Source organism: Rhizobium sp. NZLR10, assembly GCF_019685125.1.
Classification (GTDB): domain Bacteria; phylum Pseudomonadota; class Alphaproteobacteria; order Rhizobiales; family Rhizobiaceae; genus Rhizobium.
Window position 1 is genome coordinate 82179 of sequence record NZ_JABDWE010000016.1, and the last position, 26568, is coordinate 108746.

Sequence of the window (26568 nt, forward strand, 5' to 3'; positions counted from 1 at the left end):
TCTGTGGTACACCCTTATGGCCAATGCAGCGCTGCAGTCGCCACCGGCGCGTCCCAGAGCGCGATCTCCTCGTCGGTCAGCAAGGCGAGGGTGATCGATAGTCCCTGCATGTCGAGCGAGGTGACGTAGGTTCCGACCAGTGAGCGCTCGATCGGGATGGCTTTCTCCTCGATGAAACGGCGGGCGCCATTATAGGCGAGGTAGAGTTCGGCAGGCGGCGTGCCGCCGAGGCCATTGACGAACAGCAGTGCTTTGCTGTCCGGCGTCACTGAGATGTCGCCAAAGATGGTCTCGCAGAGATGGCCGATGATGGCGTCGGAGGCAGCGAAGGGCTGCCGGGCATGGCCGGGTTCGCCATGGATGCCGACGCCCATTTCCATCTCGCCGGGTCCGAGCGTAAACGTCGTGCGCTCGGTCTGCGGCACCGTCACGCCGTTCAGCGCCACACCCATCGAGCGGATGCGTGTGTTCATCCCCTCGCCAAGCTGTTTCAACTCGGCGAGCGACATGCCGCGTTCGGCCGCAGCACCAAGGATCTTTTCGACGATGAGCGTGCCGGCAACACCGCGCCGGCCGCGGCCATCACCGGTTCTCGACGTCTCGATGTCGTCGCTGACGACGACCATGTCGAGGTTATGGCGGTCGCCTGCCATCTCGATGGCCATTTCGAAATTCATCAGGTCGCCGTCGTAATTCTTGACCACGAGCAGGCAGCCGGCGCCGGTATCGACCTCTTCGATGGCGGCAATGATCTGGCTCGGCGTCGGCGAGGTGAAGATATGGCCGACACAGGCGGCATCCAGCATGCCGTGGCCGACGAAGCCGATATGCATCGGTTCATGCCCGGCGCCGCCGCCGGAGATCAGCGCCACCTTGCCAGGGGTGAGATGGCGGCGGCGGATGCATCTGCGCTCGGCCCCGAACACCACGAAGGCCTCATGGGCGCGCACGAAGCCTTCGACGCTTTCGGCGACCATGGTTTCCGCAGTGTTCATGAACTTCTTCATCAAGCCCCCAAGGCCAAAAGCATTACGTTACGTCAAGCGGCTCACTCGTCATTCCGCGTCCGATATTGCGACGATCTTCTGCACCAGATCGGAGATCGCCTCTTCAAGAAGGCGGTTTTTCCTGTCGTCACCGAAATCAGGCACCATCAGCGACAGGTGCCGCAATTTCTCTGAGTGGCCGACATCCGGCAGCTTTCCGGGATGGGCGGCCTGATAGGCTTCGAGAAAGCGCTCCTGTTCGGTGGCGCTGAAGTGGCAGACGCGGACGATCGTCGCGAGATGGCGCGCCGGCAGCGGCGTCGCATAGGTCGGGCTGGTGATCTGGGTGACGAAGCTGCGATGCTTTCCAAGCGCCGTCGCCAGGCGCTGGCGCGTGCCCGATGGCCTGTTGTCGATGATCTGCGCCAGAATGGACTTGTAGGCGATAATGGCGTCTTCGGTGTCTTCGCGCGCCATTCTATTCTCCGGCTGCCCTTGTGCCATCGGCATTGAGGCCGATGATCGCCGATCTTATCGCGGGACGCCGGGCCGGCGCCACGGAAAAATGCCGGAGGCCGGCAGCGAGCAGTGCAGGCAGATAGCTGGGATCGCCGGCCATGTCGCCGCAGATGCTGACCGGCTTGCCAGCGGCAAGCTTCACCGCCTCGGCAATCAGCCGGAGCACGGCGGGTGCTGCCTTGCCGGCATCGGCGTCGACGTCCTCTCGGGCGGAGGCGGCAAGATATTGGGTGAGATCGTTGGTTCCGAACGAGAAGAATGCCGCAGATCCGAAGGTGTCGAGCATCAATGCCGCCGCCGGCACCTCCACCATCATGCCGATCGGCGGCATGCGGTGGAGCAGGGAACGGCGGCCGAGCTTTTCGGCCTCCTCGCGGAATATCTCGCGCATCCTGTCGATTTCGTCGGGAAAGGTCACCATCGGCAGCATCACCGAAAGCCTACCGAAGACGGCGGCGCGCAGCAGGGCGCGTGCCTGGACGCGGGCGATTTCCGGCTGGGCAAGCAGCAGTCGGATGCCGCGCAAGCCCGAGGCGAGAGCCGGCAGGTCTTCGAGGCCAGCGAGCGGCTTGTCGCCGCCGATATCGAGCATGCGGATCGTCACCGGCCTTTCGCCCGCCTGCTCCAGCACGCGGCGATAGATTGCCAGCTGCCGCTCCTCGTTGGCTGCATCGGCGACCGAGGCAGTTGAAAATTCCGAGCGCATCAGGCCGACGCCCGCCGTTGCCGGATCGAGCGCATCGATCTCGGCGGGCTCGTTGATGTTGATCGAGAGCAGGATCGGCACGCCGTCCGCCGTGCGCAGCTCACCGCCAGCGGTTTGTGTGTCGCCGGCAGGCGCTTGTGCGGGTGCGAGCGGCGGGATCAGCATGCTGCCCGCCTGCAGGACGACCGCACCGGCGTTTCCGTCGACGCTGACAGGATCTCCGTCCACGGCCGAAAAGCGGCCCGTGCCAACCACCATCGGCACCGATTTCGCCCGGGCGAGCAGGGCGACATGGCCGGCGGTGCTGCCTGCAAACAGCGCGATGCCGCCGCCGTTCGACCAGTCATGGGCGAGAAAGCGGCTGGGCTCCATGTCCTTGCCGACAAAGACGGAGCCGGACGGGAAATCGGCGATCGGGGTGCCGGCGAGCGCGCCGAGCACGCGGTTTTTGATGTCGAGAATATCGACGGCACGCGCCCGCATCTGCTCCTCGTCGGCCGCTTCGAGTTCACCGATATAGGCGTCGAGGGTGGCGACCCAGGCAAAGACGACGTTCGCGTCGGTTTCCATGCGGGCGCCGGTCGCTTCCGCGATCGTCGGATCGCGCAGCACCTCGATCTGGAAATCGATGATATCGCGGCTTTCGGCGTCGGCTCCCTCGGCAAGGCGCTCGAGTTCGCCGATCGAGATGTCGATCGCCTTTTCCAGCGCGGCGTATCCGCCGGCGGTCCGAGGCGCGGCGGGAGCGCCTGGCCGCTCGGCCAGAAAGGCCGGGCCGGATGCGATGCCCGGGGATGCGCTCTTCGCTTTCAGTCTAAGCGGTCCGGCCATGTTTCTTTTCCTCATCGAAATTGCGCTCGATGAGTCCCTTCAGGGCGCGGATCGCCTCTTCTGCAAGAATGCCGTCGGCGCGGATCCTGAGGATCGACCCCTTGCGGATTCTCGCGCCCATGATCTTGATGATGCTCTTGCCGTTCAGCCAGACATCGCTGCCGTTGACCGCGACCTCGATCGAGCAAGGGAAGGACTTGGCAAGCCGCGTGAAGGTGACGGAGGGGCGGGCATGCAGCCCGACACCGTGCTTGACTTCGACCTCCGTCTGGCAATTCACCTTAGATGGCTCGGGCAATCGCTCGGGCTCCTGTTTCTCAATGCGCAATCCGCTCGTCATCAGGGCGATAGTTCCTCGGCTGTGGCGACCACCTTGGCCAGTGACGCGCCCCCCGACGCCTCGGCGGCGGCGATGACGGCGCCCTCGACCAGCGGGGCGTTGCAGATGGAGACGAGGGCCGAGCGGGGAAGGCCCAGCATTTCGATCGCCATCTCGCTGTTGGTTTCGGCACCGCCGAGATCGACGAAGACGGCAACCCCGGCATCGGACCAGGCGGCCTCGATCGCTCTGAGGATGCCGCCGGCATCGGTGCCGAGCTCGCCATGGACGTTGCCGCCCGACCAGGAGAGCGGCACGCAGTCGCCGACCATCTGCCGCACCATGTCGGCGATGCCCCGTGCCACAAGCGGCGAATGGGAGACGATCACGATGCCCACATTTGCGGTCTTTCCATTCATTCCGGACGGTGCTCCCCGAGATAACGGCAGATCGCCGTGGTCAATAGTGCGCAGCTCGAGGCGCCGGGATCGACGTGGCCGATCGAACGGTCGCCGAGATAGGCCGCGCGCCCGCGCATCGCCTTCATATCAGCCGTGCGGCTGGCGGAACGTTCGGCCTTGCGGGCGATCGTGCCGAGCGGTGAGCGGCGGGCGAGTGCCGCATGCACGGGATAGAGCACGTCGAGCAATGTCTTGTCGCCGGCATGCGCCCGTCCGCGCCTTGCCACCGCGTCGATCGCCTGCTTCAGCACCAGCGAAAAATCGGCCTTCGCCTCGCTTTTGCGAAGCTCACGGCCGATCTCCATCAGCAGCGTGCCGTAGAGCGGCCCGGCGGCACCGCCGACATTCATTACCAGCGTCAGGCCGATCTTTTCCACTGCGTCGGGGAAGGGCAGGCTGGACAGGCTTTCGCCTTCGGCGCTCACCGCTTCGCAGCCGCGCCGCATATTGGTTCCGTGGTCGCCATCGCCGATGGCCCGATCAAGCGCGCAGAGGTGATCGCTGTTTTCCGCGATTGCCGCGCGGCACACCTCGATCAATCCCGCAACTAGCACCGGTTCCGCCTGCACTGCCATCCTCCCTGTCGCCGCGCCTGCCACGCGGCTCTCAAACTTTACTCCGGTCAGACGAGGCTTGCCACCACCCCGAACGCGCCGGCAACCGCGACGGCGCCGGGATCGGCGACGCCCGCCAGATCCCTTTCGCCGACATAGGAGGCGCGTCCGGCTCTCGCCTTCATCATCGTCTTCGTCGACTCGGCACCGGCTGCCGCAGCCCTCGCTGCGGCGGCGATATCGCCGGATGCAAAGGCCTTCAAGGCGGGTGCCAAGGCATCGACCATCGTCCGGTCGCCGACTCCGGCGCCGCCATAGAACGTCATCCTATCGAGCCCGGCAAGAAGGGCTGCGGCGATGTCGGCTTTGTCAGCCATCGCTTTTGCCGCCGCGGTGAAGAAGATCGACAGCAGCACGCCGCTCGACCCGCCCATGCTGGTGCCGAGGATATCGCCGAGCGAGGCGAGCGTTGCCGCCGGCCGGTCGAGCGGCAGCGTGTCGAGGCGGGCAAGCACGCTGCGGGCGCCTGTCGCCACTGTCGAGCCGGTATCGCCGTCGCCGACGCGGCCGTCCAGCCTGTTGAGTTCGCTTTCCTGCGAGATCAGATGCTCGCAGAGCGCCGTGATCAGGCGACGGTTGCGCGTGTTTTCCCCGGCTGCGGCCGCGCCATTCATGCCGGCCGCCGCCCTCGGTGCGGCGATGACGTTGATCTCGTGGCGTTCGACGGCAGGCATCCAGGCATGCGGTTCGACCGCCACCGTCAGCGCCGCCTCGCGAGCGGCATCCAGCCGGATCAGCGACAGCGAGAAACCGTTCATATTGAGCGCGGTCATCATCGGCGCCGGCCCGATGATCAGCCGGACGCGGCGGCCAAGCGGCGAGGAGAGCACGGCATTGGCAATGACCGCCATTTCGAGCGGCGGCACGGCGCCGAGATTGTTGATGAGGAGGGCGTGGCCTGCTCCTTCGCGCAATGTCGGTGACAGGCGCGCCACCATGGTCGCGACAATATCGGCAACCGGCTGCAGCGTGATGCGCTCGACGCCCGGCTCGCCATGGATGCCGAGGCCGAGTTCGCCCTCGTCGGCACCGAGACGATCCTCATGCGCCTGGCCGGGCACGCTGCAAGTGGAGAGTGACATGCCAAGCGAGACGATGTCGCCCGCTGCTGAGGCGGCATGGGCCGCGACGGTCTTCAGGTCGTCGCCCCTTTCGGCGTGATAGCTTGCGATCTTGTGGACGAACAGCGTGCCGGCGACGCCGCGCGGCTGGTTGATGTCGGGGATGGCGATATCGTCGGCGACGATGACCATCTCGACGTCGAAGCCTTCGGCGCGCGCTTTTTCGGCGGCGAGGCCGAAATTCAGGCGGTCGCCGGTGTAGTTTTTGACGATCAGCAGCGCGCCCTTCGGGCCGGTCACGGCGCGGATCGCCGTCAGCACGGCATCGACGCTCGGCGAGGCGAAGATTTCGCCGGATACGGCCGCCGTCAGCATGCCCTTGCCGACGAAGCCGGCATGGGAGGGCTCATGGCCTGCGCCGCCGCCCGAGATGATCGCCACCTTCGACTTGTCCCAATCCGCGCGCAGGATCACCTTGATGTCGGGAAAGCTGTCGAGGCGGGCGAGACGACCGCTGCCGCTCGTCAGGAGCAGACCGTCCAGAGCTTCGGTAACGATGCTTTCTCTGCGGTTGAAGAAGTGTTTCATCGATCGAGACCCGTCTGTTTGTTTTTCATGCCATCGTCACGTCTGTTTGCCGGTCAGGACAGGCGCTGTCCAGCCGCATCGAAATAAAGCGGATCGCGCAGCGTCAGGCTGATCCGGTCACCCGGCGCAATCGCCAGATATGGATCAGCAAGTGTCACGAGCTTGTGATCCCGCGCGGGCTGCTTGGGATCGGCAACCCTGATGTGCAGATGGTTCTGGTCGCCGAGATGCTCGATCCAGTCGATGGCGGCATTGGCTTCCTTGCCGACGATGATGTCGAGATGTTCGGTGCGGGCGCCGACCGTCTTCGTGCCGGCCGGCGGCTGGCCGCCCGGAAGCAGGTCCGCCGGCAGAAGGTTGATGTGCGGCTGGCCGAGACGGGCTGCGACATGCAGGTTGGCGGGATTGCCGTAGATCTCGCGCGGCGTTCCGACCTGCATCAGCCGCCCCTCGGCGACGATGCCGATGCGGTCGGCCATGGTCATCGCTTCCACCTGGTCGTGGGTGACATAGAGCAGCGTCGAGCCCAGTTCCTTCTGGATGCGCTTCAGCTCCAGGCGCAGTTCGGCGCGCAGTTTGGCGTCGAGAGAGGAGAGCGGCTCGTCCATCAGATAGATCGCCGGCCGGCGGACCAACGCGCGGCCGATCGCGACACGCTGCATCTCGCCGCCGGAAAGCCTGGTCGAGCGGTTCTCCAGCTTGTGGTCGATGCGGACCATACGCGCGACCTCGCGGACGCGACGGTCGATCTCCACCGCACTCAGCTTACGGACCGGCGCCTTCAGCGGGAAGGCAAGGTTCTCGTAAACCGTCATGTGCGGATAGAGCGAATATTGCTGGAAGACGAAGGCGACGTCGCGCTCGGCGGGTGCTTCGGCGGCGACATCGCGGCCTCCGATCTCGATGCGACCGCCATCCGGCCTTTCAAGGCCGGCGATCAGCCGCAGCGTCGTGGTCTTGCCGGCGCCTGTGGGACCGAGCAGCACGACGAACTCGCCGTCGCGGATCGAAAGATCGAGGTCGGCCAAGGCCTGGGTATCGCCGAAGCGTTTGGCGAGGTTCCTGAGGATGACATCAGCCATGCCGGGTCTCCTGATAGAGCGAGGATGCCACCGCACGGCCCGACGTGCAGTCGAAGAGCGTGAGTTTTCCCGGGTTGAATTCGAGGCCGACGGTTTCGCCGATCCGGAAGCTGCGATTGGCGGGAACACGGGCCTTGATCAGGCCGCCCGGGGTTTCCACAGCCACGACCTGATTGGTGCCGAGATATTCGCTGCCGTAGATGGCGCCGCGGAGCGCCGAGGCGTCGCTGAAGCGGATATGTTCCGGCCGCACGCCGAGCGCCAGCTCGCTTTCGGCCATGTCCTCTCGGATCTCGGGAACGGCGACATCGGCGCCGTCGAGCAGGATGGAGCGGTCGCCGCTTTTCAGGCCCGAGGTGAAGCGCATGAAGTTCATCGGCGGCGAACCGATGAAATCGGCGACATACATGGTTGCGGGCTTGGCATAGATCTCCTGCGGCGTGCCGAACTGCTCGATGACGCCATGGTTCATGACGGCGATCTTGTCGGCCATCGCCATCGCCTCGTGCTGGTCGTGGGTGACGTAGACGGTGGTCGCGTGGATTCGGTTGTGCAGTTCACGCAGCTCGTGGACCATGATCTCGCGGAACTCGGCGTCGAGCGTGCCGAGCGGCTCGTCCATCAGGAAGCATTTCGGGCGCCGGACGATGGCACGGCCGAGCGCCACGCGCTGCCGGTCGCCGCCGGCCAGGCCCGATACCGAGCGGTTGAGAATATGATCGATCTGCAGCAGCCGAGCGGTCTCTTCGACACGCTGACGGATTTCGGCCTTGGCCATGCCCTGCGACAGCAAAGGGAAGCCGATATTCCTGCGCACGTTCATATGCGGGTAGAGTGCGAAGAGTTGGAAGACGAAGGCGATGTCGCGGGCGCTGGCGCGGTTGAACGTAACATCCTCGCCGTCGAGATAGATCTTGCCGCTGCTCGGCAGCTCGAGACCGGCGATCATGCGAAGCGTCGTCGTCTTGCCGCAGCCGGAAGGCCCGAGCAGCGCCAGGAACTCGCCGTCATGAACAGTGAAGCTCGAATCCTGCACGGCGACGAAGCTGCCGAACTCCTTGCGGAGATTTTCGATCCGGATGTCCGCCATGGTTCACTCCGGGAATTTTGAGACGATGATGAACATCACCGTGCCTGCAAGCAGGGTGACCAGCGAATAGGTGTAGAGCACCAGTAGGAAGGGTTGGAACAGCATTAGGAAGCCGAGCCCGATCAGAACGGTTGCGATGGTCTCCATCGGGCCGCGGCGCAGGAAGAACGGCCGTTTTGGGCGGGCAGGGGTGCGTGTTTCGATCAGGTGGGTCATTTGCGGACGGCTCCGAAGGTGATGCCGCGCAGCAGCTGCTTGCGCAGGAGAATCGTGAAGACGAGGATCGGGATCAGGAAGATCGTCGTGCCGGCGGCAACAGCCGGCCAGTCCTGCCCGCCTTCGCCGATGATCGTCGGGATGAAGGGCGGCGCGGTCTGCGCCTCGCCCGAGGTCAGAAGGGCGGCGAAGGCATATTCGTTCCAGGCGAAGATCAGGCAGAAGATCGCGGTGGCGGCGATACCGGTTGTGGCCTGCGGCAGCACCACCTTGCGGAAGGCCTGCAGCCTCGTATAGCCGTCGATCATCGCCGCTTCCTCGTATTCGCGCGGGATTTCGTCGATGAAACCCTTGAGCAGCCAGACGGCGAGCGAGACGTTGACGGCGGTGTAGAGCAGGATCATGCCCACGGCCGTGTCCGACAGACCGAGCTCGCGATACATCAGGTAGATCGGGATGGCGACGGCAATCGGCGGCATCATGCGCGTCGACAGGATGAAGAACAGCAGGTCATCGGCAAGCGGCACCTTGAAGCGCGAGAAGCCATAGGCGGCGAGCGTGCCGAGGAAGACCGCGAGGAAGGTGGAGCCGAAGGCGATTACCAGCGAATTGATGAAACGCGGCAGGAAATTCGACGGGCCGGCGATCACCATGTTGCGCTTGCGCGTCACCTCCTCGCAGGTGCCGACCGGCGCCGGCAGCGAGGCGATATAGTCGGGAGTCTGCCGCGTACGCGTGGTGAACAGGTTGCAATAACCTTCGAGCGACGGCGTGAAGACGATCTTCGGCGGATAACTGATCGAATCCGGCGGCGATTTGATGCTGGTCAGGAAGATCCAGACGAGCGGGATGAGGGTGATCAGCGCATAGAGGATGACGATCGTGCCGGCGATGCGCTTGCTGGAACGGTTCGGTTCGACGACCGAATGGGCTGAGTTGGCGGCGGTCATCGTTGCTTCACCCTGTTCAATGCCTTGACATAGATGTTGGCGAGGCCGAACACCGCGACGAAGAGGACGATGGCGAAAGCCGAGGCCCGGCCGGTCGCCCAGCTTTCGAAGGCGACGCGCTTCAGCGTGATCGAGGCAACCTCGGTGACGGAGCCCGGCCCGCCGCCGGTGAGCAGCGTCACCATGTCGAACATCTTGAAATTCTCGATGCCACGGAAGAGCACGGCGAGCATGATGAAGGGCAGGGCCATCGGCACGGTGATCGACCAGAACTGGCGCCACGGCGAGGCGCGGTCGACCTCGGCCGCTTCGTAGATATAGTCGGGGATCGAGCGCAGGCCGGCGAGGCAGATCAGCATCACATAAGGCGTCCACATCCAGGTATCGACGATGATAATCGCCCAGGGCGCCAGAGTGACATTGCCGAGCATCTGGATATCGGAGGTTGGAATGCCTGATACCAGCGACACCGCATAGGCGAAGAGGCCGATTTGCGGCTCGTAGAGGAAGCGCCAGAAATTGCCGACGACGGCGGGCGACAGCATCATTGGGATCAGGATGATCGTTGTCCAGAAGGCATGGCCGCGAAACTTGCGGTCGATCAGATAGGCAAGGCTGAAGCCGATCACCGTCTGCAGGAGGATGGTCCAGAAGACGAAATGCGCGGTGGTCTGCATCGCCTGCCAGATATCGGGGTCGTTCAGAACGCGCTGGTAATTTCCAAGGCCGACGCCCTGAACCGGCGCATTCGGCCGGTTGGCGCGGTAATTGGTGAAGGAGAGATAGATTGCCCAGATCAGCGGGAAGATGTTGATCGCCAGCAGCAGGATGATCGCCGGAGCGATAAACAGCCAGGCGATCGCCCTGTCGGAGAGGCCGCGGACGCGCCGGGCGACCGAGACCGGCGTTGCCCTTGCTGTCGCATCGACTGCATTCTCGACTATGGAGGAATGGGAAATGGTCAAGTTTTCACCCGATCTTTGGGATGTGGGTCTTTTGGGATATGGGAGATCTGGCGGCCCGGCTCGTCTGCCGATCCGGGCCGCCATCCAGGTAAGGATGGCGCGCAGAGGGGTGCCGCCTGTCCTGTGGTCGGACACTAGATCTTGCCGTCGTCCTTGAAGACTTCTTCCCAGTCCTTCACCAGACCGTCGAGCGCTTCCTTGGCTGTGCCGTTGCCGGCAACGACGTAGTTATGGACGCGTTTCTGCATGTCCTGCAGGAGGGTGGCATAGCTTGGTTCGGCCCAGAAATCCTTGACGATCGCCATGGAGTCCAGGAAGGCCTGGGCGTAGGGCTGGCTCTTGGCAAAGCCTGGCGCATTGACGACGGAATTCAGGCAGGAATAACCGCCGAGTTCCCACCACTTGGCCTGAACGTCAGGCTGGGCGAACCACTTGATGTATTGAAGTGCTGCGTCCTTCTTGTCGGAATAGGAGACGACCGAAATGCCCTGTCCGCCGAGCTGGGCGAAATGCGCCTTTTCAGCCGGATTGGGGAAGAAGCCGATCTTGTCGCCGCCGACCTTCTCGTCCTTGTAAAGACCGGGCCAGGTGAAGGCGAAGTTCATCTGCATGGCAACCTGGCCGGATTTGAAGGCATCGGCGGATTCGACCATGTAGACGTTCGAGCTGCCGGGCGGTGTGCAGCAATCATAAAGGGACTTGTAGAATTCCAGTCCCTTCACCGCATCGGCCGAGTTGACGAAGCCTTCCATGTCGTAGGGCTTCTTCGGGTTCTCGTACTGGAAACCCCAGTCGTAGAGGACGTTGGTAACGCCCATGGTGATGCCTTCAGAGCCGCGCTCTGTATAGATCGAGGCGCCGTAGACGGTCTTGCCGTCGATCTCGCGCTTCTGGAAGAATTCGGCGATCTGCTTCAGCTCATCATAGGTCTTGGGGGCGGCCAGATCCCGGCCATATTTTCCCTTGAACTCCTTCTGCAGTTCCGGTTTCTCGAACCAGTCCTTGCGGTAGGTCCAGCCGACGACATCGCCCATGGCCGGCAGCGCCCAATAGTTCGGCGTGTTCTTCGGCCATTCCGAGTAGCCGACGACCGTCGCCGGCACGAAGTCATCCATCTTGATGCCTTCCTTGTCGAAGAAGTCGTTGAGCTTGACGTAGTGGCCGTTTTCGGCCGAGCCGCCGATCCACTGGCTGTCACCGATGATGAGATCGCAGAGCTTGCCATGGGAATTCAGCTCGTTGAGGAAGCGGTCGGCGTAACTCGTCCAGGGAACGAATTCGAATTTCATCTGCGTGCCAGTCTTGGCGGTGAAATCCTTCGACAGCTCGACGAGCGCGTTGGCGGGATCCCATGCGGCCCAGCAGAGCGTCAGTTCATCGGCTTTGGCGAGATTGGGCAATGCCGACGACATGACGAATGCCGTGGCGAGCCCCAAAAGGGCTTTCGATGTTTTCTGCATAAGTTCCTCCCAGAACCAAGGGCCGGCTCCCCGCCGGCGTCGCATGTTCACCCATTTCAGAGAATGCTCACATGAACTCCTCAATCATCATGTTTAGCAATGTGTTTAGTAATAGCAATTTATATAAACATTGCAAGCGGCAATCGTTGCTGCACTGCACAGGTGGCTCGCCAAGCGGGCGGGGAGTTTGCGGGACCAATCTCAGCGCTTCTTGGAAATTTCGTTCGCGAGCGTACCGATACGGGGAAATCTGACCTCGCGGCGAGATTGGCCGCAGGATATGGACCTCGACGCCGCTCCTGTTTTCCCGGGAGCGGTTCAAACTTGGCCTCGCTCCGGCGGGGCCTTTTTCTTAAGGTCGCGCCGCCCGCCGCGTCGGGAATATTCCCGAGCAGTGCGAGATTTAGCCTTTCCGGCCGTGCGCAACGAGCGTATGCAGCCAGTGCGCGGCGTGTTTCCGCGTTCTCCCGCGCGGCAGATCTCCGATCGGCTTCCTTCCCGTTTTCCTGCCGCGGCATCCAGACTTTTCATTGGCAGATCGATGACCACGGCAGAGACGAGCGAGAATCGGCAAGAGGCGGCAAGCGGCCGCCAGGCGAAGATCGTGGCGCTGGTTGTTGCCGTTTCCTTCTTCATGCAGATCCTCGACGGCACGATCGTCGCCACCTCGCTGCCGCAGATGGCGGCAAGCTTTAATGTACAGCCGGTGTCGATGAGCATCGGCATCACCGTCTACATGCTGACGATGGCAGCCTTCATTCCTTTGTCGGGCTGGCTCGGCGACAGGTTCGGTGCGCGCCGTATCTTCCTGATGTCGATCGCCGTCTTTACCGCCGCCTCGCTGTTCTGCGGGCTGTCCGGCAGCCTGGCGGAATTTGTGCTGTGGCGCGCCGTCCAGGGGGCGGGCAGCGCACTGATGACGCCTGTCGGGCGCATCATCGTGCTGAAAAACGCCCGCAAGTCCGAACTCGTCCAGGCGATCGCGTTGATCACCTGGCCGGCGCTGACGGCGCCGGTGATCGGCCCGGTGCTCGGCGGCTTCATCACCACCTATGCCAGCTGGCACTGGAACTTCCTCATCAACATCCCGATCGGCATTCTCGGCATGGCACTGGTGCTGCGCTTCGTGCCGGAGCAGCGCGAGGCCAATCCCGGCCGGCTGGATTTTGTCGGCTTCATCCTGAGCGCGGCAGGGCTGACTTTTCTTCTCGCCGCCCTGGAGCTTTCGATCAAATGGGAAGGTGGGCTTTTGCCGGTCATATCAATGCTGGCGGCGGGCGTCGTGCTGTCTGTCATGGCGACACGGCATTTCCTCACCGTCGATAATCCGCTGCTCGAGCTTTCGGCCTTCCGCATCCAGACGTTCTCGATGTCGACGCTGTCGGCAGGCACGGCCTGCAGGGTGGCGATCAATGCGACACCGTTCCTGCTGCCTCTGTTGTTCCAGCTCGGTTTCGGGCTGAGTTCGATTGCCGCCGGCGCCTATCTGCTCGTCTATTTCCTCGGCAATCTCGGCATGAAGACGGTGACGACGCCGCTCCTGCGCTTCTTCGGCTTCCGCTTCGTGCTTGTGTTCAACGGGCTGATCGCGGCACTTTCGATCGCCGCCTGCGGTTTCCTCTCGCCGGAAACGCCACAGTTTTTCACCTATGCGCTGCTTTTCCTCGCCGGCCTGTCGCGGTCGATGGAATTCACCGCGCTGAACACGCTCGCCTTCGCCGATATCGGCCCGGCGCAACGAAGTTCGGCCTCGACGCTGTCGAGCATGCTGCAGCAGGTATCGATGCTGCTCGGCGTGGCGGTGGCGGCGGCCGTCCTCAATATCGCCGCGGCTCTGAGAGGCGCCGACAATCCCGTTCTTGCCGATTTCCGCTGGGCTTTCGTCGTGGTTGGCGCGATCGGCATGGTCTCGGTGCTGCGTTTCCTGCAATTGCCGGCGGAGGCGGGAGCTGAAGTATCCGGACACCGGAAATTCCTGAAAAATTAGCCTCCACTGTGAAACAATCGGCCCCAGTCCCGTTCCGCGCCGCCTGCGACAAGAGTGAGGGATAACCGCTGTTTACCTCGGGCGGCCAATGCAATACGACATTGCCATGCGGACGACTCGGACGCTTGCCGGCGGTCGTCGCTGCGAGAAAAAGCCGGGAGACGGAATGAGCAATTCTAGCGGCGATGCGGATGCCCTGATCCACATCCTCTATATCGACGACGACGAGGGGCTCGCCCTCTTGATGCAGAAGAACCTTGGCCAACGCGGCTTTTCGGTCGAATGGGCTGAGAACGGTGCGGCCGGCCTTGCCAGACTCGGCAAAGGCGGCTTCGACGCCGTCGTGCTCGATCATGTCCTGGCTGACGAGACCGGCCTCGACATTCTGCCCTGCATCACGGCGCTGCCGGATCATCCACCGGTCATCTATGCGACGGGCTCGGACGATACCAGCATCGCGGTCGCGGCGCTCAAAGCCGGCGCCGACGATTACATGCTCAAGGGAATCTCGGCCGATTATTTCGACCTGCTCGCCGCTGCCCTCGAACAGGCGCTGGAGCGGGCGCGTTTTCGCCGCGAAACGGCGCAGGCGCAGGAGGTGATCCGTCAGCAGCGCGACCTTGCCGAAATGCTGCTTGCCGAAGTCAATCACCGCATTGCCAACAGCCTCGGCCTCGTCGGTGCGCTGATCCGCATGCAATCCTCGATGACCAAAGACCAGGTGGCGATCGACGCGCTGCACGAAACGCAGATGCGCATCAACGCCATCGCCAGCGTGCACCGCCGGCTCTATACCAACCGGCAGGTCGGATCTGTCCAGGTGGATGAATATCTGAACAGCCTGCTCACCGAACTCGAAGCCTCGATGCGCGACGACAAGCGGCCGCACCGCGTCGTGCTGACCGCTGAGCCGGTCAATCTGGCGACCGACAAGGTGATCACGCTCGGGCTGATCGTCAGCGAACTCGTCACCAATGCCTTCAAATATGCCTATCGGGACGGCGTGCCGGGCGAGATCCGGGTACTTGTCGATCAGACGGACGAGGGGTTGAGGGTTGTCGTCGAGGATGATGGGGCGGGGTTCGATCCGGAGAGCCCGGCGAGGGGAACGGGGCTCGGCGCGCGTATTTTGACGGCCATGGCTGCGAGCTTGAAATCGGATTTCGCCTATGATCCCGGGCATGATGGTACGAAGGCGACGCTGGTGTTTTCGTTGCATGAGGGGAAGTAGGGTTTTGCGCAGCCGCAATTGCGCAATGCGGCCATAGTTCAAGAAGCCTGCCCCTCACCCTAACTGCCGGGGCCGAGCCGCGGGTCTCGACCCGTCCTTCGGACCCCCGTTCTGACGTGGAGAGGGGACGTGCCCTGCGAAATGCTGGTGAGGAACAGAGGGGTTGCCGCTATCCCCCTTCGCCCCGCAGGCGGGGAGAAGGTGCCGGCAGGCGGATGAGGGGCTGCTTGGCACACTGTTCGCCAACTTCTCCAATAACTTACTAAAGCTACATAAGGTGCCTAACGTTAGGGAGAGCGAAGATGACGACGATCCGTACGCCGCGGGAAGTTTACGATTTCTGGTTCGTCCGATGCGGCCGGGAGCTGTGGTTCCGCCCGCCGCCGGAACTCGACGTGGAGATCCGCGAAGGCTTCCGCCATACGCATCTCGCCCTTGCCGCGGGTGTCAGCGACGAATGGCGGGCCGATGCGGAAAGCCGGCTGGCGGCCATTATCGTGCTCGACCAGTTTCCCCGCAACATCTATCGCGGCACGCCGCTGGCCTTCGCGACCGATGGGCTGGCGCTTCGGGAGGCTAAGCTCGCGCTTGCCGCCGGTGGCGATCAGGCGGTCGAGACCGCCTGCCGTACCTTCTTCTATTTGCCGTTCGAACATGCCGAAGACCTTGGCGAGCAGGAACGGTCGGTGGCATTGTTCACCGCTCTCGGCGACGCGGAATATCTGGATTATGCGATCCGCCATCGCGACGTGATCGCCGCCTATGGCCGCTTTCCGCACCGCAATGCCATGTTAGGACGGGAGTCGACGGCCAGGGAACGCGACTATCTTTCGACGCCAGGCGCGGGTTTCTAAGCGCGCCGCGATCTTTCGGATTCACTTGTCGCGCTTTCGTTCTTTGTTCTACGCATGTCGTTATCGCAACCGCTGCGACATGCTTTAACCCTTTCCAGGAGCTTCCGCCTTTCTGTCGCCTTTCTTTGCTATGACAAGCTGGCATTCTATCCCGACGATAATCTTTCCGGAGGCGCTTTTGCGGCCGAGACCGATCCTGCTTCGCACCATTCTTCTGCTGATGCTGGCGGTGGCCGGCGCGCATTTCAAGGGTGCTGCGGCCTTCGCGCAGGAGCCGCAGGCATCGGCAGCCGCGCAGGCGCCGCTTGCCGACACACCGCTCGACCAGGCGACGAAGGAGATCGACAATGCCAAGGTCCAACTGACGGCACTCCAGGACGGCGTCAAGCAGAATGCCGAGGATGACGATGCCCTGGTCGGCCTTGCGACCAAGGCCGACGAACTTAGCCGCGCCGTCATCACCATATCGGTCAATCTCAGGCCGCGTTTCGACCAGATCAAGAACCGGCTTACCGAGATCGGCGATCCGCCGAAGGACGGGCAGCCGCCGGAGGCCGGGATCGTCACCCAGGAGCGTAACGCGCTCGCCGGTGAGCGCGCGCAGATCAACGCGGTGACGGGCGACGCGGAAAACCTGTCGATCACGGTGACGAAGCTCGTCAACGAGATCACCGAGATGCGCCGACGGTTGTTTGCCGATACGCTGCTCAGGCGTACGGAAATTTCGGTCTCGGTGCTCGACGATGCCGTCAGCGCCTTCGTGCATGAGGCCAGCGAGTTCATGCAAGCCCTGTCGAGCTGGGCCACCTTCGTCTGGAAATTCAAGCGTTTTCCACTTTTTGCCGCGATCTTCCTGTCGCTCGCCTCAGCCCTGATCCTGCTCTCCGGCAGCTACCGGCTGTTTGGCTCGTATCTGCGCCGCGACGAAGCTGTCGAAAACCCGTCCTATATCGGTCGGCTGTCGATCGCTTTCTGGTCGACGCTGATCCGGACCCTGGCGCTTTCGGTGCTGCTCGTCACCTCGTTCTTCTTTCTCAACAGTTTCAACGTTCTGCGGCCCGACATCGCACCTGTCATCGGGGCCTTGTTCGGAGCGATCGGGCTCGTTTATTTCGTTGGTCGCTTCGTCAACGCCATCTTCGCGCCGAACGAACCGCGCTGGCGGCTCGTTCATCTTTCCAATCTCGGCGCGCGCTCGATCGGCTATTGCCTGCTGGCGATGGCCGTCGTCAATGCGCTCGATTATCTGTTCGGGACCGTCGGCGAGACGATGGGCTCGCCGCTGGTGCTGACCGTGGTCAGGAGCCTGATTGCCGCGTTGATCATCGGCCTGATCCTGATCTCGGTCTCGTTCGGCAAGCCGATGCTGGCGAAGAATGGCGATCCGGATGCGCCGGGCCGGCATTGGCCGCGCGGCATGGCGATCATCCTGCGCGTCGTCGGCGGGGGCCTCATCCTCACCGCGCTGAGCGGTTATGTGGGGCTGGCGCGCTTCGTCGCCACGCAGCTCATCGTCACCGGCGCGGTCGTCGTCACCATGTATATCGGCCTGCTCTCAGGCAAAGCGATATCCAGGCAGGAAAGCTTTGGCGACACCTTCTTCGCGCGCTTCCTGACGCGCCGCTTCAAGCTGGGGCCGGTGGCAATCGACCAGGCCGGTCTGCTCGTCGGCCTTGCGATCTATGCCGTGGCGCTTCTCGTTGGCATCCCGCTGATCCTGCTGCTCTGGGGTTTCCATGTGCAGGACCTGCAGATCCTTGCCTATAGGCTGTTCACCGAGGTCAGGCTCGGCGGCATCAGCATCTCGCTGCTCGGCATCTGCACCGGCATCCTGCTGTTTGCCGGCGTCTACCTGCTGACGCGCTGGCTGCAGCGCTGGCTCGACGGCAATGTGATGGCGCGAAGCCATGTCGATCTCGGCGTGCGCAATTCGGTCAAAACGGGCATCGGCTATCTGGGCGTCGGCATCGCGGCGATCATCGGCGTTTCCGCCGCCGGCATCGATCTCTCGAGCTTTGCGCTTGTCGCGTCGGCACTTTCGGTCGGCATCGGTTTCGGCCTGCAGAACATCGTTTCCAACTTCGTCTCCGGCCTGATCCTGCTCGTCGAGCGGCCGTTCAAGGTCGGCGATCATGTCGTTTCCGGCACCGCCGAGGGCATCGTCAAACGTATTTCGGTGCGCGCCACCGAGATCGAGACTTTTCGCAAGCAGTCGATCATCGTACCGAATTCGGAGCTGATCAACGGCCTGGTCGGCAACTGGACGCATCGCAACAGGATCGGCCGATCGGAAATTCCGGTTTCCGTCAGCTACAACGCCGATCCGCAGCAGGTGATGGATATCCTGCTCGAGCTGACGGCCAAGATACCGCTCGTCATGCGCAATCCCGAGCCGCATGTCGAATTCCTGCGCTTCGGCCCTTATTCCCTGGATTTCGAGCTGCGCTTCTTCCTCGCCGACATGGGCGACGGCATGACGGTGCGCAACAATCTCAGGATGGAGATCCTCCGGCGCTTCAAGGCCGAGGGCATCGAGATCCCGCTGCCGCAGAGCGATCTCACCATCCATCGCGATGCCGCGCCGGTCCTTGCCAATGCCGTCAAGGAGCAGACGGACGGCCAGGACGATCCAAAGAACAAGCCCATCGAGGACGAGGAGCGGCCGGTGCGGCAGTTGCGCGGGCGGACGGCGGATGGCAGCCTGAAGAGCTGAACGGCTCATTCAGCCATCATTCACAGGTCTATGTGCATGATCTCCACCATCGGGATTGCTGCCGCGGGCAGCACCGATCGTTCGAGGGGAGGGCGCGTCCGCGCCGCCGCACATGATGGCAAGGTTTGCCGCCGTTTTGCTTGTCCCGCTGCTCGCCGCGCCCGCGGCTGAAGCAGCATCCATCACCAACACCGATCCGGCAGCCGTGGTGCTCGTCATCACCGAGAGCGGCCAGCGCGTCGAAGTCGTGGTCGATGCCGGCGCTTCGGAAAACCTCTGCGCTTCCGGCTGCTTCATGACTACGCCCGACGGAGACCGTATCGGGCTCGACGGCGGCGAGACGATCGACATCGTCAAGGGCTCGGCCGTCGTCAAGTAGGTGGGCGGATCAGACGATCCGCTTGCCCCCGGCGTCGAGCACCTTCTCGCCGTCTTCCTTGGCGAGGGCGCCCTTGTGGGTTTCCGGCAGGATTTCCAGAACCAACTCGGAGGGCCGTGACAGGCGCGTGCCGAGCGGTGTCACGACGAACGGCCGGTTGATCAGGATCGGATGCGCGAGCATGGCGTCGAGAAGCTGGTCATCGCTGAGGTCAGGATTATCGAGGCCGAGTTCGGCATAGGGCGTATCCTTCTGGCGAACGGCCTGGCGTACGGTGAGGCCGGAATCGGCGATCATCCGAGACAGTTCCTCCCGCAAGGGCGGAGTCTTGACGTATTCGACGACGGTCGGTTCGATGCCGGCATTGCGGATCATCGCCAGCGTATTGCGCGAGGTGCCGCATGCCGGGTTGTGGTAGATGGTGACGTTCATAGCTTCGCCTCAGAGGATAGGGTTGACGATGTTTCGGCCGGCTGCAGCAGCCAGGTGAAAAGAATGAGCGCAAGGAGCGCGCCGGCGATTTCGGCGAGCCAGAAGCCGGGAAGATCGATCGGGCGGATGCCGGAGAAGGTGTCGGTCAGGGAACGGGCGAGCGCAATGGCCGGATTGGCAAATGAGGTGGAGGCGGTGAACCAGTAGGCGGCGGTGATGTAGAGGCCGACCAGCCATGGCACCGCTTTCTGCTCGAACCGGGTGCCGGCAAGAATGACCGCGACCAGGCCGAAGGTCGCCACACCTTCGGAGAACCATTGCGCGCCGCCGGTGCGGATCTTGCTGGAGAGTTCCACGAGCGGGAGTTCGAACATCAGGTGAGCCGCGATCGTCCCGGCCACGCCGCCGGCAATCTGTGCCAGCACATATCCGGTCAGGTCGCGTTTCGGCAGCGAACGTGACATTGCAAAGACCAGCGAGACGGCGGGATTGAAGTGGGCGCCGGAGATCGGCCCGAGTGTGGTGATCAGCACCACCAGAATGGCGCCGGTCGCGAGCGTATTGCCGAGCAGGGCAAGCCCTGTATCCTGCGTCAGCGACGTCGCCATGATGCCGGAGCCGACGACGGTCGCGACCAGCATGGCGGTGCCGATGGCCTCTGCGACCAGCCGGCGCGGCAGATCGAACGGCGCCATCAATCGGCCGTCACCGGTTTTGCGGTCGTGCCTGTGGTCATTGCAGGTCCTCCTTCATCGCAGGTGCACAACACGCGGCGACGGCAGCAGCCGGCGCACAGATCTCAGGGTTTCCGCCGCAGCAATCTTCCATCAGGAAACGGATCAAGCCGCCAAGCGCCTCGTAATTGGGGGTGTAGATGATTGAGCGGGATTCGCGCTGCTGGGCAATGAGGCCGGCACGTTCCAGCTCCTTCAGATGGAAGGAGACGTTGGACGGCGAGACCTCCGCCTTTTCCGCGATGGCGCCCGCCGCCATGCCGTCCGGACCGGATACAACCAGCATGCGGATGATGTGCAGGCGCGTTTCCTGCGAAAGCGCACTGAAAGCGGCGAGGGCTTGACGTTGATCCATATTTCAATAATCCTTGAATCGTTGAAATGAGGATTAACTGATATGGACACGATCGACAACGGAAAAATCCGAGAGAATGATATCAGTCTCGGCCTCCTGCTGGATATGCTCGCCGACGAAAAGGACGCGCCGCTGGTTTTCTATTATGACGGTCGGGCGGTGAAATCAGGCTATCATGTCACCGAGGTCAAGGCGGGCCAATTCGCGGGCCTCGATTGCGGCGCCAATCCCGAGGCCTGGACCGAAATCTTCATCCAGCTGTGGGACATCGATGAAGGCGACCGAAAGCACATGCCGGCCGGCAAGTTCTGTTCCATCGTCCGCAAGGTGACGGAGCATGTGCAGCTCGACGGTTCTGCCAAGCTCACCTTCGAAGTCAGCGACGGCGTGCGGCCGATGCAGCTCTATCGCGCAGCGAGGCCGGTTCTCAGTGCTGGTGCCGTCCACGTCATGCTTTTACCGCGGCCGGCAAGCTGCAAGCCGCGCGATCGTTGGCTGGAGGAGGAAAGCAAAACGGACGTCGCCTGCTGCGGCCCCAACACGGTACGGAGCCGCTGCTGCGCCTAGAGAGCTTCACACTTCACCATTGTGCTCGGCAAGGCAGCGGCTCGCCGCGTCAAGCGATTGATGCTTGGGTACCCCACCATCTAAGCACCCGCAGCGCCCGGAGCGTCACCCATCGTGAGGGCCTACCTTGTCCGTCGTCGAATTCGAACCACACACGCCCCGGCGGGCTCCGGTCGAGCGGCCAGCGGCCATCTTCAAGGCGTCGGGTACGAAGGTGGTTGATCGCCTCGCTGAGGCGCGGGTCGGGAGCGGTGTCGGTGAGGATAGCGCTGGCGCGGAAATAGTCGAGCGCACGCAGGATGTCGTAGCGCCAGCGGTTCGGGTGCAGGAACTGCAGGAAATTTTTGTCGGCGGGCTCGCCGGTTCCGAGGCGACGGAAGAGGCTGCGCTCGAGCAGGAATTCCTCGCCCGTTCCGCGCGCTTCGCGGGATCGGGGCGTGCCGCCGGTCGATTTCTCGAATTCCAGCAGCCCTTCCAGGACGTTGATGGTGGTAGCGAAAGACGACCGAACCGAGCCACGGGTTCGCTCGCAGTTCCAGCCGCCGTCGGCGAGGCGCTCGCCGGCCAGCCTGTCGACGATCGGTGAGATGTCGATCCCGAAATAGGCGCCGTCGGCCACGGTGCGGCCGTTGATGCATTCTTCGACTTCGCCTTCCCAATAGGGCTGGCCGCCTTCTTCCCAACGGGCATTGGCGCCGATCAATGCGACGGTGTGCCTGGCCTGCGCGCAGGCGGGATCGAGACCGAATTCCCTGAGTTGCGACAGCGAGAAGGTCGTTGCCATCCATGGCTGGCCGTGCTCATGCCACTCGCGAGGGTCGAAACCGGCGGGCAGGAAGGCGCCGCCCGCCCATTGCCCATCCTCGTCTCGGCAGGCAAGCAGTCTGGCACCCCAGCCCTCCGTCTCCACCCTGGCCCGCTCGGCCATCCACTTCCGATCCGGGGCGTCGAGCAGATCGCGCATCACCTGCCATCGGATCGACGGGTCGGAATCGAGAAGCCATTCGATCACCGGGTCGGATTGGGTCATGGGCGAACCTCTCGGCGGGTCGGGTTTGATGGCCCGTTTATAATCGCTTCGGCCGGGCGCTGCCAGCCAATGGGCGCGCGGGAGTGGGCGTCTCACCTCTGCGACCAGTCAGCCGTCCTTCGAGGCCCCCACAGGGCACCTCGGGATGAGGGCTGTTCGGTGTGCCGTATGGCTGGAGAGTTGATCGGCGTGCCGAGCGACTGTGGCGACGGGAGCCCGTTCGATACCGAGAATGCGGCGCTTCGCGACTACTTTCTTAATCATACTTGCAAGAAAACGGAGGCGGCCCCATCGGGCTGCTTCTTCGTTTTATATCCAGCCGTGCTGATTAAGAATTATTCAAATCAATTGATGTACCAATTTGATCCGGGGACAGAATTTACATCAAAGGTTTGCTATGGCGTTTCTAGGTATTTCGGGGATGCAATATTCCGGGGAAATGTTTGCTGGCGCGCGTATTATTGTCGCGGAAGATTCCAACGTATTCACCTCGATGATCAGCAAACGCCTCAAGGAGCTGTTCGACATCGACGTCGAGATCTGCCGCAGCTTCGAGGAGTTGCAGGTTTCCTATGACAAGTCTTCAGATCCGATCACGCTGGCAATCTCGAACATCAACCTGCCCGGCGCCGAAAACGGCGAAGCGCTCGAATATCTGGTCGATCTTTCCATCCCGACCATCGTGTTTACCGGCACCTTCCATGAAAGCATGCGCGACAAGCTGATGGCCAAGGATATCGTCGACTATATCCTCAAGGACAATATCTTCGCCGTCGACCTTCTGGCGGAATCGATCTGCCGGTTCCTGACCAATCATCGTCACCACGTGCTGATCGTCGACGATAGCGCGACGGCCCGCGCGCTGCTGTCGAGCCGGTTGAAGCGGTATAATTTCCGTGTCAGCGTCGCCGAGAACGGCGGCAAGGCGCTGGAGATCCTGAAGGCCAACCGCGATATCGGCCTGATGATCACCGACTACAATATGCCCGACATTGACGGCTTCGAGCTGACGCGGCGTATCCGCTCCAGTATCGGCTCGCACGAGCTGCGCATCATCGGCGTTTCCTCCTCGTCGAACCGGCTGCTTTCGGCGCGTTTCCTGAAGGCCGGCGGCAATGATTTCATGCTGCGTCCCTTCATCGACGAGGAGTTCTACTGCCGCGTCAACCAGAACCTCGATACGCTGCTGCAAATCCAGTCGATGCGCAGGGAGCGGGCGGTTGCCTGAAGGCCCTTCCAGTATCATCGCCATAGGGGCGGAGATGACGGAAACAGGCCGTCGTCGAATTTCTGCAATTACAAGTAACGCCGCGATTTGCCCCCTTCACGCGCCCAGCCCTCTCGGTTATCGTCCGCCCCGCCGGGGAGAGGGCCGAGTCGAGGCCATCGGACGCATGGGGGAGTAGCGGCTGTGGCTTTTCAAGCGGATTTTCAGCGAGATGGCATCGGGCTGCGCTCCGGCGGGCTCAAAATACTTCTGGTTGAAGATTCCCGGATGTTTTCCGCCGTGCTTTGCCATCGGTTCCAGACCGAGCTTGGCCTTGCGGTCAAATCCTGCCCGTCGCTGAAGGCTCTTCGCAAAGAACTTGCCGAGGACGGTCACGGCTACACCATGGCCGTGGTCGACCTCAACCTGCCGGATTCGCCCTATGGCGAAGCGCTCGACTGTACGATCGAGCACGATATCCCGGCGATCGTCTTCACCGCGACATTCGATGTCAATACGCGCAACAGGATCATGGAGCGCAATGTCATCGATTACGTGCTGAAGGACAATGAATTCGCGCTCGACAATCTCGTTGCCACCGTCCGACGGGCGATCTCCAACCGCAAGACGCGGGTGCTCGTCGTCGATGATGTCGTCTCGGTGCGCCAGGTGTTGGTTGACCTCCTGAAGGCGCAGCAATATCTCGTCGTCGAGGCAAATTCGGGGCTCGAGGCGCTGGCCGCACTTGAGGCCTACAGCGATATCGAACTGGTCGTCACCGACCACCACATGCCCGATATGAGCGGCTACGAGTTGACGCGGCGTATCCGCCATCGCTTCGGTTCGGACAGGCTGCGCGTCATCGGCGTTTCCTCCTCCAACGACCGCATGCTTTCGGCGAGTTTCCTCAAAGCCGGCGCCAGCGATTTCGTCTACCGGCCCTTCGTCGCCGAAGAACTGCAATGCCGCATCGCCAACAATGCCGAAACGCTGGCGCAGATGCGGCAACTCAGGGCGGCGGCGGCCTGCGATTACCTGACCGGCCTCTATAACCGCCGCTATTTCTACGACAATGGCCCGAAGCTGGTGAACGAGTGCCTGCGGCTGAAAGTGCCGAGTTCGGTGGCGATTCTCGATATCGACCATTTCAAACGACTGAACGACACCTATGGCCACGAGATCGGCGACAAGGTGCTGAAGGCTGTCGCAAACAGGTTGTTCACGATCTTCGAAGGCAGCGACAATCTTCTCTCGCGGCTTGGCGGGGAAGAATTCGCCATCCTCTTCCCACAGATGGATTCCCTTGCGGCGACCAAGCTCTGCGACGAGATCCGCTCGGATATTTCTCGGTTGAAGGTCACGGCAGACGACGAGGAACTCGGTGTCACGATTTCGATCGGCATCGCCGAGATCGGCGGCTACGAGACCTTCGAGAATTATCTCAACGCCGCCGACCAATTCCTCTACATGGCCAAACACCGGGGCCGCAACCAGGTCTATTCGGACGCCAAGATGACGGAAGAGGCGGCGCACTAGAGCCATCCTGGGCGAGCCGCCGCCGTTTCATTTCAGGCGGCAGTCTCTGTTTTTTCAAACTCTCAGGCCGCGACCGGCTGCTGGCGCGCGGTCGCCATGGTCATCTTGCGCTCGGCACGCTCCTGTTGCGGTGAGCGATGGTAGAGTTCGCGATAACACTTGGAGAAATGCGAAGCCGAGACGAAGCCGCAGGCGACGGCAACCTCGACCACAGGCATCGAGGATTGCACCAGCAGGTGGCGGGCGCGGTCGAGGCGGATTTCCAGATAGTAGCGGGCCGGAGAGCGGCCCATCTCCTGGCGGAACAGCCGCTCGATCTGGCGGCGTGAGAGGCCGGCGCCATCGGCGATCTCGATCAGCGATAGCGGCTCGGCCAGATTGCCTTCCATCAGTTCGATGATCGACAGCACCTTGGCGTTCTGCACGCCGAGACGGGCGCGCAGCGGCAGGCGCTGGCGGTCATGCGGATTGCGCACGCGATCGGTCAGGTGCTGCTCGCAGATGCGGTTGACGAGGCTCTCGCCGAAATCCTCACCGACGAGGTTGAGCATCATGTCGAGCGAGGCGGTGCCGCCGGCGCAGGTATAGAGATTGCCGTCGATCTCGTAGAGATCGGCATAGACCTCGGCCTGCGGGAAGGCTTCCGAAAAGCCCGGCAGATTTTCCCAGTGGATGGCACAGCGCTTGCCGTTCAGCAGGCCGGCCTGGGCCAGCACATGCGCGCCCGTACAGAGGCTGCCGACGGCAACGCCGCGATTATAGCATTCGCGCAGCCATGCATTGACCGACTTGTTGTTGAACTGCTCGACATCGATGCCGGAACAGACGAGCACCATGCCCGGCCGGTTTTCGCCGCCGAGATGGCGGCGCTCCTCGGCCAGCGAGGAATTCGCCTCGACGCCGATGCCGCAGGAGGAATAGACCTTCTCCCCGTCGAGGGAGGCGAGCCGCCAGGTATAGGCCTGATAGCCGAGCATGCGATTGGCGATGCGTAAGGTGTCCACGGCCGCCGAAAAGGGCAGCATGGTGAATTGCGGTACCATAAAGAAGACCAGCGAACGCTTCTTGATCTGCATCCTGTTCATAGCGAAATCCATGCTCGAGGGGCGATGACACATTCGTTGCGCGGATTGCGTCGCGCCGATGTCCTGAAAGCGACACTGGCATGGAAAAATGCGGCCGGGAAGAGCAAATATGCGACATCGCCTGAGATCTAGCCGGTCAAACCCCCGGAAGGGGCGTGGGAAGGGCAACGAACAGGCTGATAGGCATCTGAAATTCAAGATCGAAAACGGCCTGGGAATGGACGGTCAGCCCATGAGAAAGGCGGCGTTGCAGTAGGCAGACGCCGCCTCATCTTGGGAGAAATGTCGCATTCATTACACGGTCCGGTGTTTGTTGTCGTCCGTGCTCGGCCAGCCGATGTCCTTGCGGATGTCGAAGGGCATGGCTTCGATTTCGCGAGCCGTCTGCCAGCGCGTCCAAGCGAGCACAAGCCTGCGGGCATAATGTGCCAGATCGAAGCGGCCTTCGCCGGAGGTGAGGGTCTTGCCAGCACCCCGATAGATGAGCGTGGTCATGTCCAGATCCTTTCTTGGGTCAGGGGCATGGTCTCGATGGGAGGTTTCGTCCATGTCCGTAATCACAATATGGGCTCCCGGAACTCATCATTCAAACGAATAGAGTTTATGGATA

The 26568-nt window shown here is 62.5% G+C and carries 27 protein-coding genes; 8 read left to right on the forward strand and 19 right to left on the reverse strand.

Annotation, left to right across the window (positions count from 1 at the left end):
* Nucleotides 1-14: 14 nt before the first annotated feature.
* The 13 genes from HJB82_RS22605 to HJB82_RS22665 form a co-directional block, all read right to left on the reverse strand.
* Complete coding sequence (locus tag HJB82_RS22605) at nucleotides 15-1007, reverse strand: dihydroxyacetone kinase subunit DhaK (protein ID WP_207580845.1); 993 nt, start codon at nucleotides 1005-1007, stop codon at nucleotides 15-17.
* 48 nt (nucleotides 1008-1055) lie between these two features.
* On the reverse strand, nucleotides 1056-1463 hold the full coding sequence (locus tag HJB82_RS22610; protein WP_207580844.1) for a hypothetical protein: 408 nt from the start codon (nucleotides 1461-1463) through the stop codon (nucleotides 1056-1058).
* Between the two features lies 1 nt (nucleotide 1464).
* Entirely contained in the window at nucleotides 1465-3042 is a 1578-nt protein-coding gene (locus HJB82_RS22615; protein WP_207580843.1) for a putative PEP-binding protein, read from the reverse strand.
* Nucleotides 3026-3382 (reverse strand): HPr family phosphocarrier protein, encoded by a 357-nt coding sequence (locus tag HJB82_RS22620; protein WP_207580842.1) that lies wholly within the window; start codon nucleotides 3380-3382, stop codon nucleotides 3026-3028. The genes HJB82_RS22615 and HJB82_RS22620 overlap by 17 nt, the downstream gene beginning before the upstream one ends.
* The gene (gene dhaM, locus HJB82_RS22625; protein WP_207580841.1) at nucleotides 3382-3780 is read right to left on the reverse strand and encodes a dihydroxyacetone kinase phosphoryl donor subunit DhaM; all 399 of its coding nucleotides are present in this window, start codon (nucleotides 3778-3780) and stop codon (nucleotides 3382-3384) included. Before dhaM ends, HJB82_RS22620 begins: the two co-directional genes overlap by 1 nt.
* Nucleotides 3777-4397, reverse strand: coding sequence for a dihydroxyacetone kinase subunit DhaL (gene dhaL / locus HJB82_RS22630; RefSeq protein WP_207580840.1), 621 nt, complete (start codon nucleotides 4395-4397; stop codon nucleotides 3777-3779). The genes dhaM and dhaL overlap by 4 nt, the downstream gene beginning before the upstream one ends.
* A 47-nt stretch (nucleotides 4398-4444) precedes the next feature.
* Nucleotides 4445-6085 carry a dihydroxyacetone kinase subunit DhaK gene (locus HJB82_RS22635; protein WP_221141494.1) on the reverse strand — a complete coding sequence of 547 codons (1641 nt, stop codon included), beginning with the start codon at nucleotides 6083-6085 and terminating at the stop codon, nucleotides 4445-4447.
* A gap of 53 nt (nucleotides 6086-6138) precedes the next feature.
* Nucleotides 6139-7167, reverse strand: coding sequence for an ABC transporter ATP-binding protein (locus HJB82_RS22640; RefSeq protein ID WP_207580838.1), 1029 nt, complete (start codon nucleotides 7165-7167; stop codon nucleotides 6139-6141).
* A complete protein-coding gene (locus HJB82_RS22645) occupies nucleotides 7160-8257 on the reverse strand; it encodes an ABC transporter ATP-binding protein (RefSeq protein ID WP_221117611.1) in 1098 nt (365 codons plus the stop codon). Before HJB82_RS22645 ends, HJB82_RS22640 begins: the two co-directional genes overlap by 8 nt.
* Nucleotides 8258-8260: 3 nt before the next feature.
* Nucleotides 8261-8473: a hypothetical protein gene (locus tag HJB82_RS22650; protein WP_162117324.1), complete on the reverse strand. Its 213-nt coding sequence runs from the start codon at nucleotides 8471-8473 to the stop codon at nucleotides 8261-8263.
* Nucleotides 8470-9423: a carbohydrate ABC transporter permease gene (locus HJB82_RS22655; RefSeq protein WP_221117613.1), complete on the reverse strand. Its 954-nt coding sequence runs from the start codon at nucleotides 9421-9423 to the stop codon at nucleotides 8470-8472. Before HJB82_RS22655 ends, HJB82_RS22650 begins: the two co-directional genes overlap by 4 nt.
* A complete protein-coding gene (locus tag HJB82_RS22660; RefSeq protein ID WP_007629705.1) occupies nucleotides 9420-10388 on the reverse strand; it encodes a carbohydrate ABC transporter permease in 969 nt (322 codons plus the stop codon). The genes HJB82_RS22655 and HJB82_RS22660 overlap by 4 nt, the downstream gene beginning before the upstream one ends.
* Before the next feature lie 134 nt (nucleotides 10389-10522).
* The gene (locus HJB82_RS22665; protein WP_207580835.1) at nucleotides 10523-11848 is read right to left on the reverse strand and encodes an ABC transporter substrate-binding protein; all 1326 of its coding nucleotides are present in this window, start codon (nucleotides 11846-11848) and stop codon (nucleotides 10523-10525) included.
* A 541-nt stretch (nucleotides 11849-12389) separates the two neighbouring features.
* On the opposite strand from HJB82_RS22665, the gene HJB82_RS22670 reads away from it, so the two are divergent.
* The 5 genes from HJB82_RS22670 (at nucleotide 12390) to HJB82_RS22690 (ending at nucleotide 19012) form a co-directional block, all read left to right on the forward strand.
* Complete coding sequence (locus HJB82_RS22670; protein WP_207580834.1) at nucleotides 12390-13835, forward strand: MFS transporter; 1446 nt, start codon at nucleotides 12390-12392, stop codon at nucleotides 13833-13835.
* A gap of 166 nt (nucleotides 13836-14001) precedes the next feature.
* Entirely contained in the window at nucleotides 14002-15066 is a 1065-nt protein-coding gene (locus HJB82_RS22675; RefSeq protein WP_221141496.1) for a histidine kinase dimerization/phosphoacceptor domain -containing protein, read from the forward strand.
* Between the two features lie 302 nt (nucleotides 15067-15368).
* Nucleotides 15369-15920, forward strand: coding sequence for a DUF924 family protein (locus HJB82_RS22680; protein ID WP_207580832.1), 552 nt, complete (start codon nucleotides 15369-15371; stop codon nucleotides 15918-15920).
* Nucleotides 15921-16098: 178 nt separating this feature from the next.
* Complete coding sequence (locus HJB82_RS22685) at nucleotides 16099-18633, forward strand: mechanosensitive ion channel family protein (protein ID WP_221141498.1); 2535 nt, start codon at nucleotides 16099-16101, stop codon at nucleotides 18631-18633.
* Between the two features lie 112 nt (nucleotides 18634-18745).
* Nucleotides 18746-19012 (forward strand): hypothetical protein, encoded by a 267-nt coding sequence (locus HJB82_RS22690; protein WP_017994411.1) that lies wholly within the window; start codon nucleotides 18746-18748, stop codon nucleotides 19010-19012.
* 9 nt (nucleotides 19013-19021) lie between these two features.
* Here the strand turns inward: HJB82_RS22690 and arsC are convergent, their stop codons facing one another.
* From arsC to HJB82_RS22705, 3 genes are read right to left on the reverse strand one after another with little or no spacing between them, the layout of a single operon-like run.
* Entirely contained in the window at nucleotides 19022-19444 is a 423-nt protein-coding gene (gene arsC, locus HJB82_RS22695; protein WP_207580830.1) for an arsenate reductase (glutaredoxin), read from the reverse strand.
* Nucleotides 19441-20139, reverse strand: a complete 699-nt coding sequence (locus HJB82_RS22700; RefSeq protein WP_207580829.1) for an MIP/aquaporin family protein — start codon at nucleotides 20137-20139, stop codon at nucleotides 19441-19443. Before HJB82_RS22700 ends, arsC begins: the two co-directional genes overlap by 4 nt.
* 37 nt (nucleotides 20140-20176) lie before the next feature.
* Complete coding sequence (locus tag HJB82_RS22705; protein WP_221141500.1) at nucleotides 20177-20533, reverse strand: helix-turn-helix transcriptional regulator; 357 nt, start codon at nucleotides 20531-20533, stop codon at nucleotides 20177-20179.
* Nucleotides 20534-20575: 42 nt separating this feature from the next.
* Here HJB82_RS22705 and HJB82_RS22710 point away from each other — a divergent pair, with 42 nt between their 5' ends.
* Entirely contained in the window at nucleotides 20576-21100 is a 525-nt protein-coding gene (locus HJB82_RS22710; RefSeq protein ID WP_221132862.1) for a DUF6428 family protein, read from the forward strand.
* A 49-nt stretch (nucleotides 21101-21149) separates the two neighbouring features.
* Here the strand turns inward: HJB82_RS22710 and HJB82_RS22715 are convergent, their stop codons facing one another.
* Entirely contained in the window at nucleotides 21150-22130 is a 981-nt protein-coding gene (locus tag HJB82_RS22715) for a squalene cyclase (protein WP_221141502.1), read from the reverse strand.
* Between the two features lie 397 nt (nucleotides 22131-22527).
* Between HJB82_RS22715 and HJB82_RS22720 the strand changes: the two genes are divergently transcribed.
* A complete protein-coding gene (locus tag HJB82_RS22720; protein WP_037078243.1) occupies nucleotides 22528-23358 on the forward strand; it encodes a response regulator in 831 nt (276 codons plus the stop codon).
* 183 nt (nucleotides 23359-23541) lie between these two features.
* Nucleotides 23542-24873 (forward strand): diguanylate cyclase, encoded by a 1332-nt coding sequence (locus tag HJB82_RS22725; RefSeq protein ID WP_221141504.1) that lies wholly within the window; start codon nucleotides 23542-23544, stop codon nucleotides 24871-24873.
* Nucleotides 24874-24935: 62 nt separating this feature from the next.
* Here the strand turns inward: HJB82_RS22725 and HJB82_RS32050 are convergent, their stop codons facing one another.
* Entirely contained in the window at nucleotides 24936-25958 is a 1023-nt protein-coding gene (locus HJB82_RS32050; protein WP_207580824.1) for a GlxA family transcriptional regulator, read from the reverse strand.
* A gap of 294 nt (nucleotides 25959-26252) precedes the next feature.
* Entirely contained in the window at nucleotides 26253-26453 is a 201-nt protein-coding gene (locus HJB82_RS22735) for a hypothetical protein (protein ID WP_207580823.1), read from the reverse strand.
* Nucleotides 26454-26568: the final 115 nt, after the last annotated feature.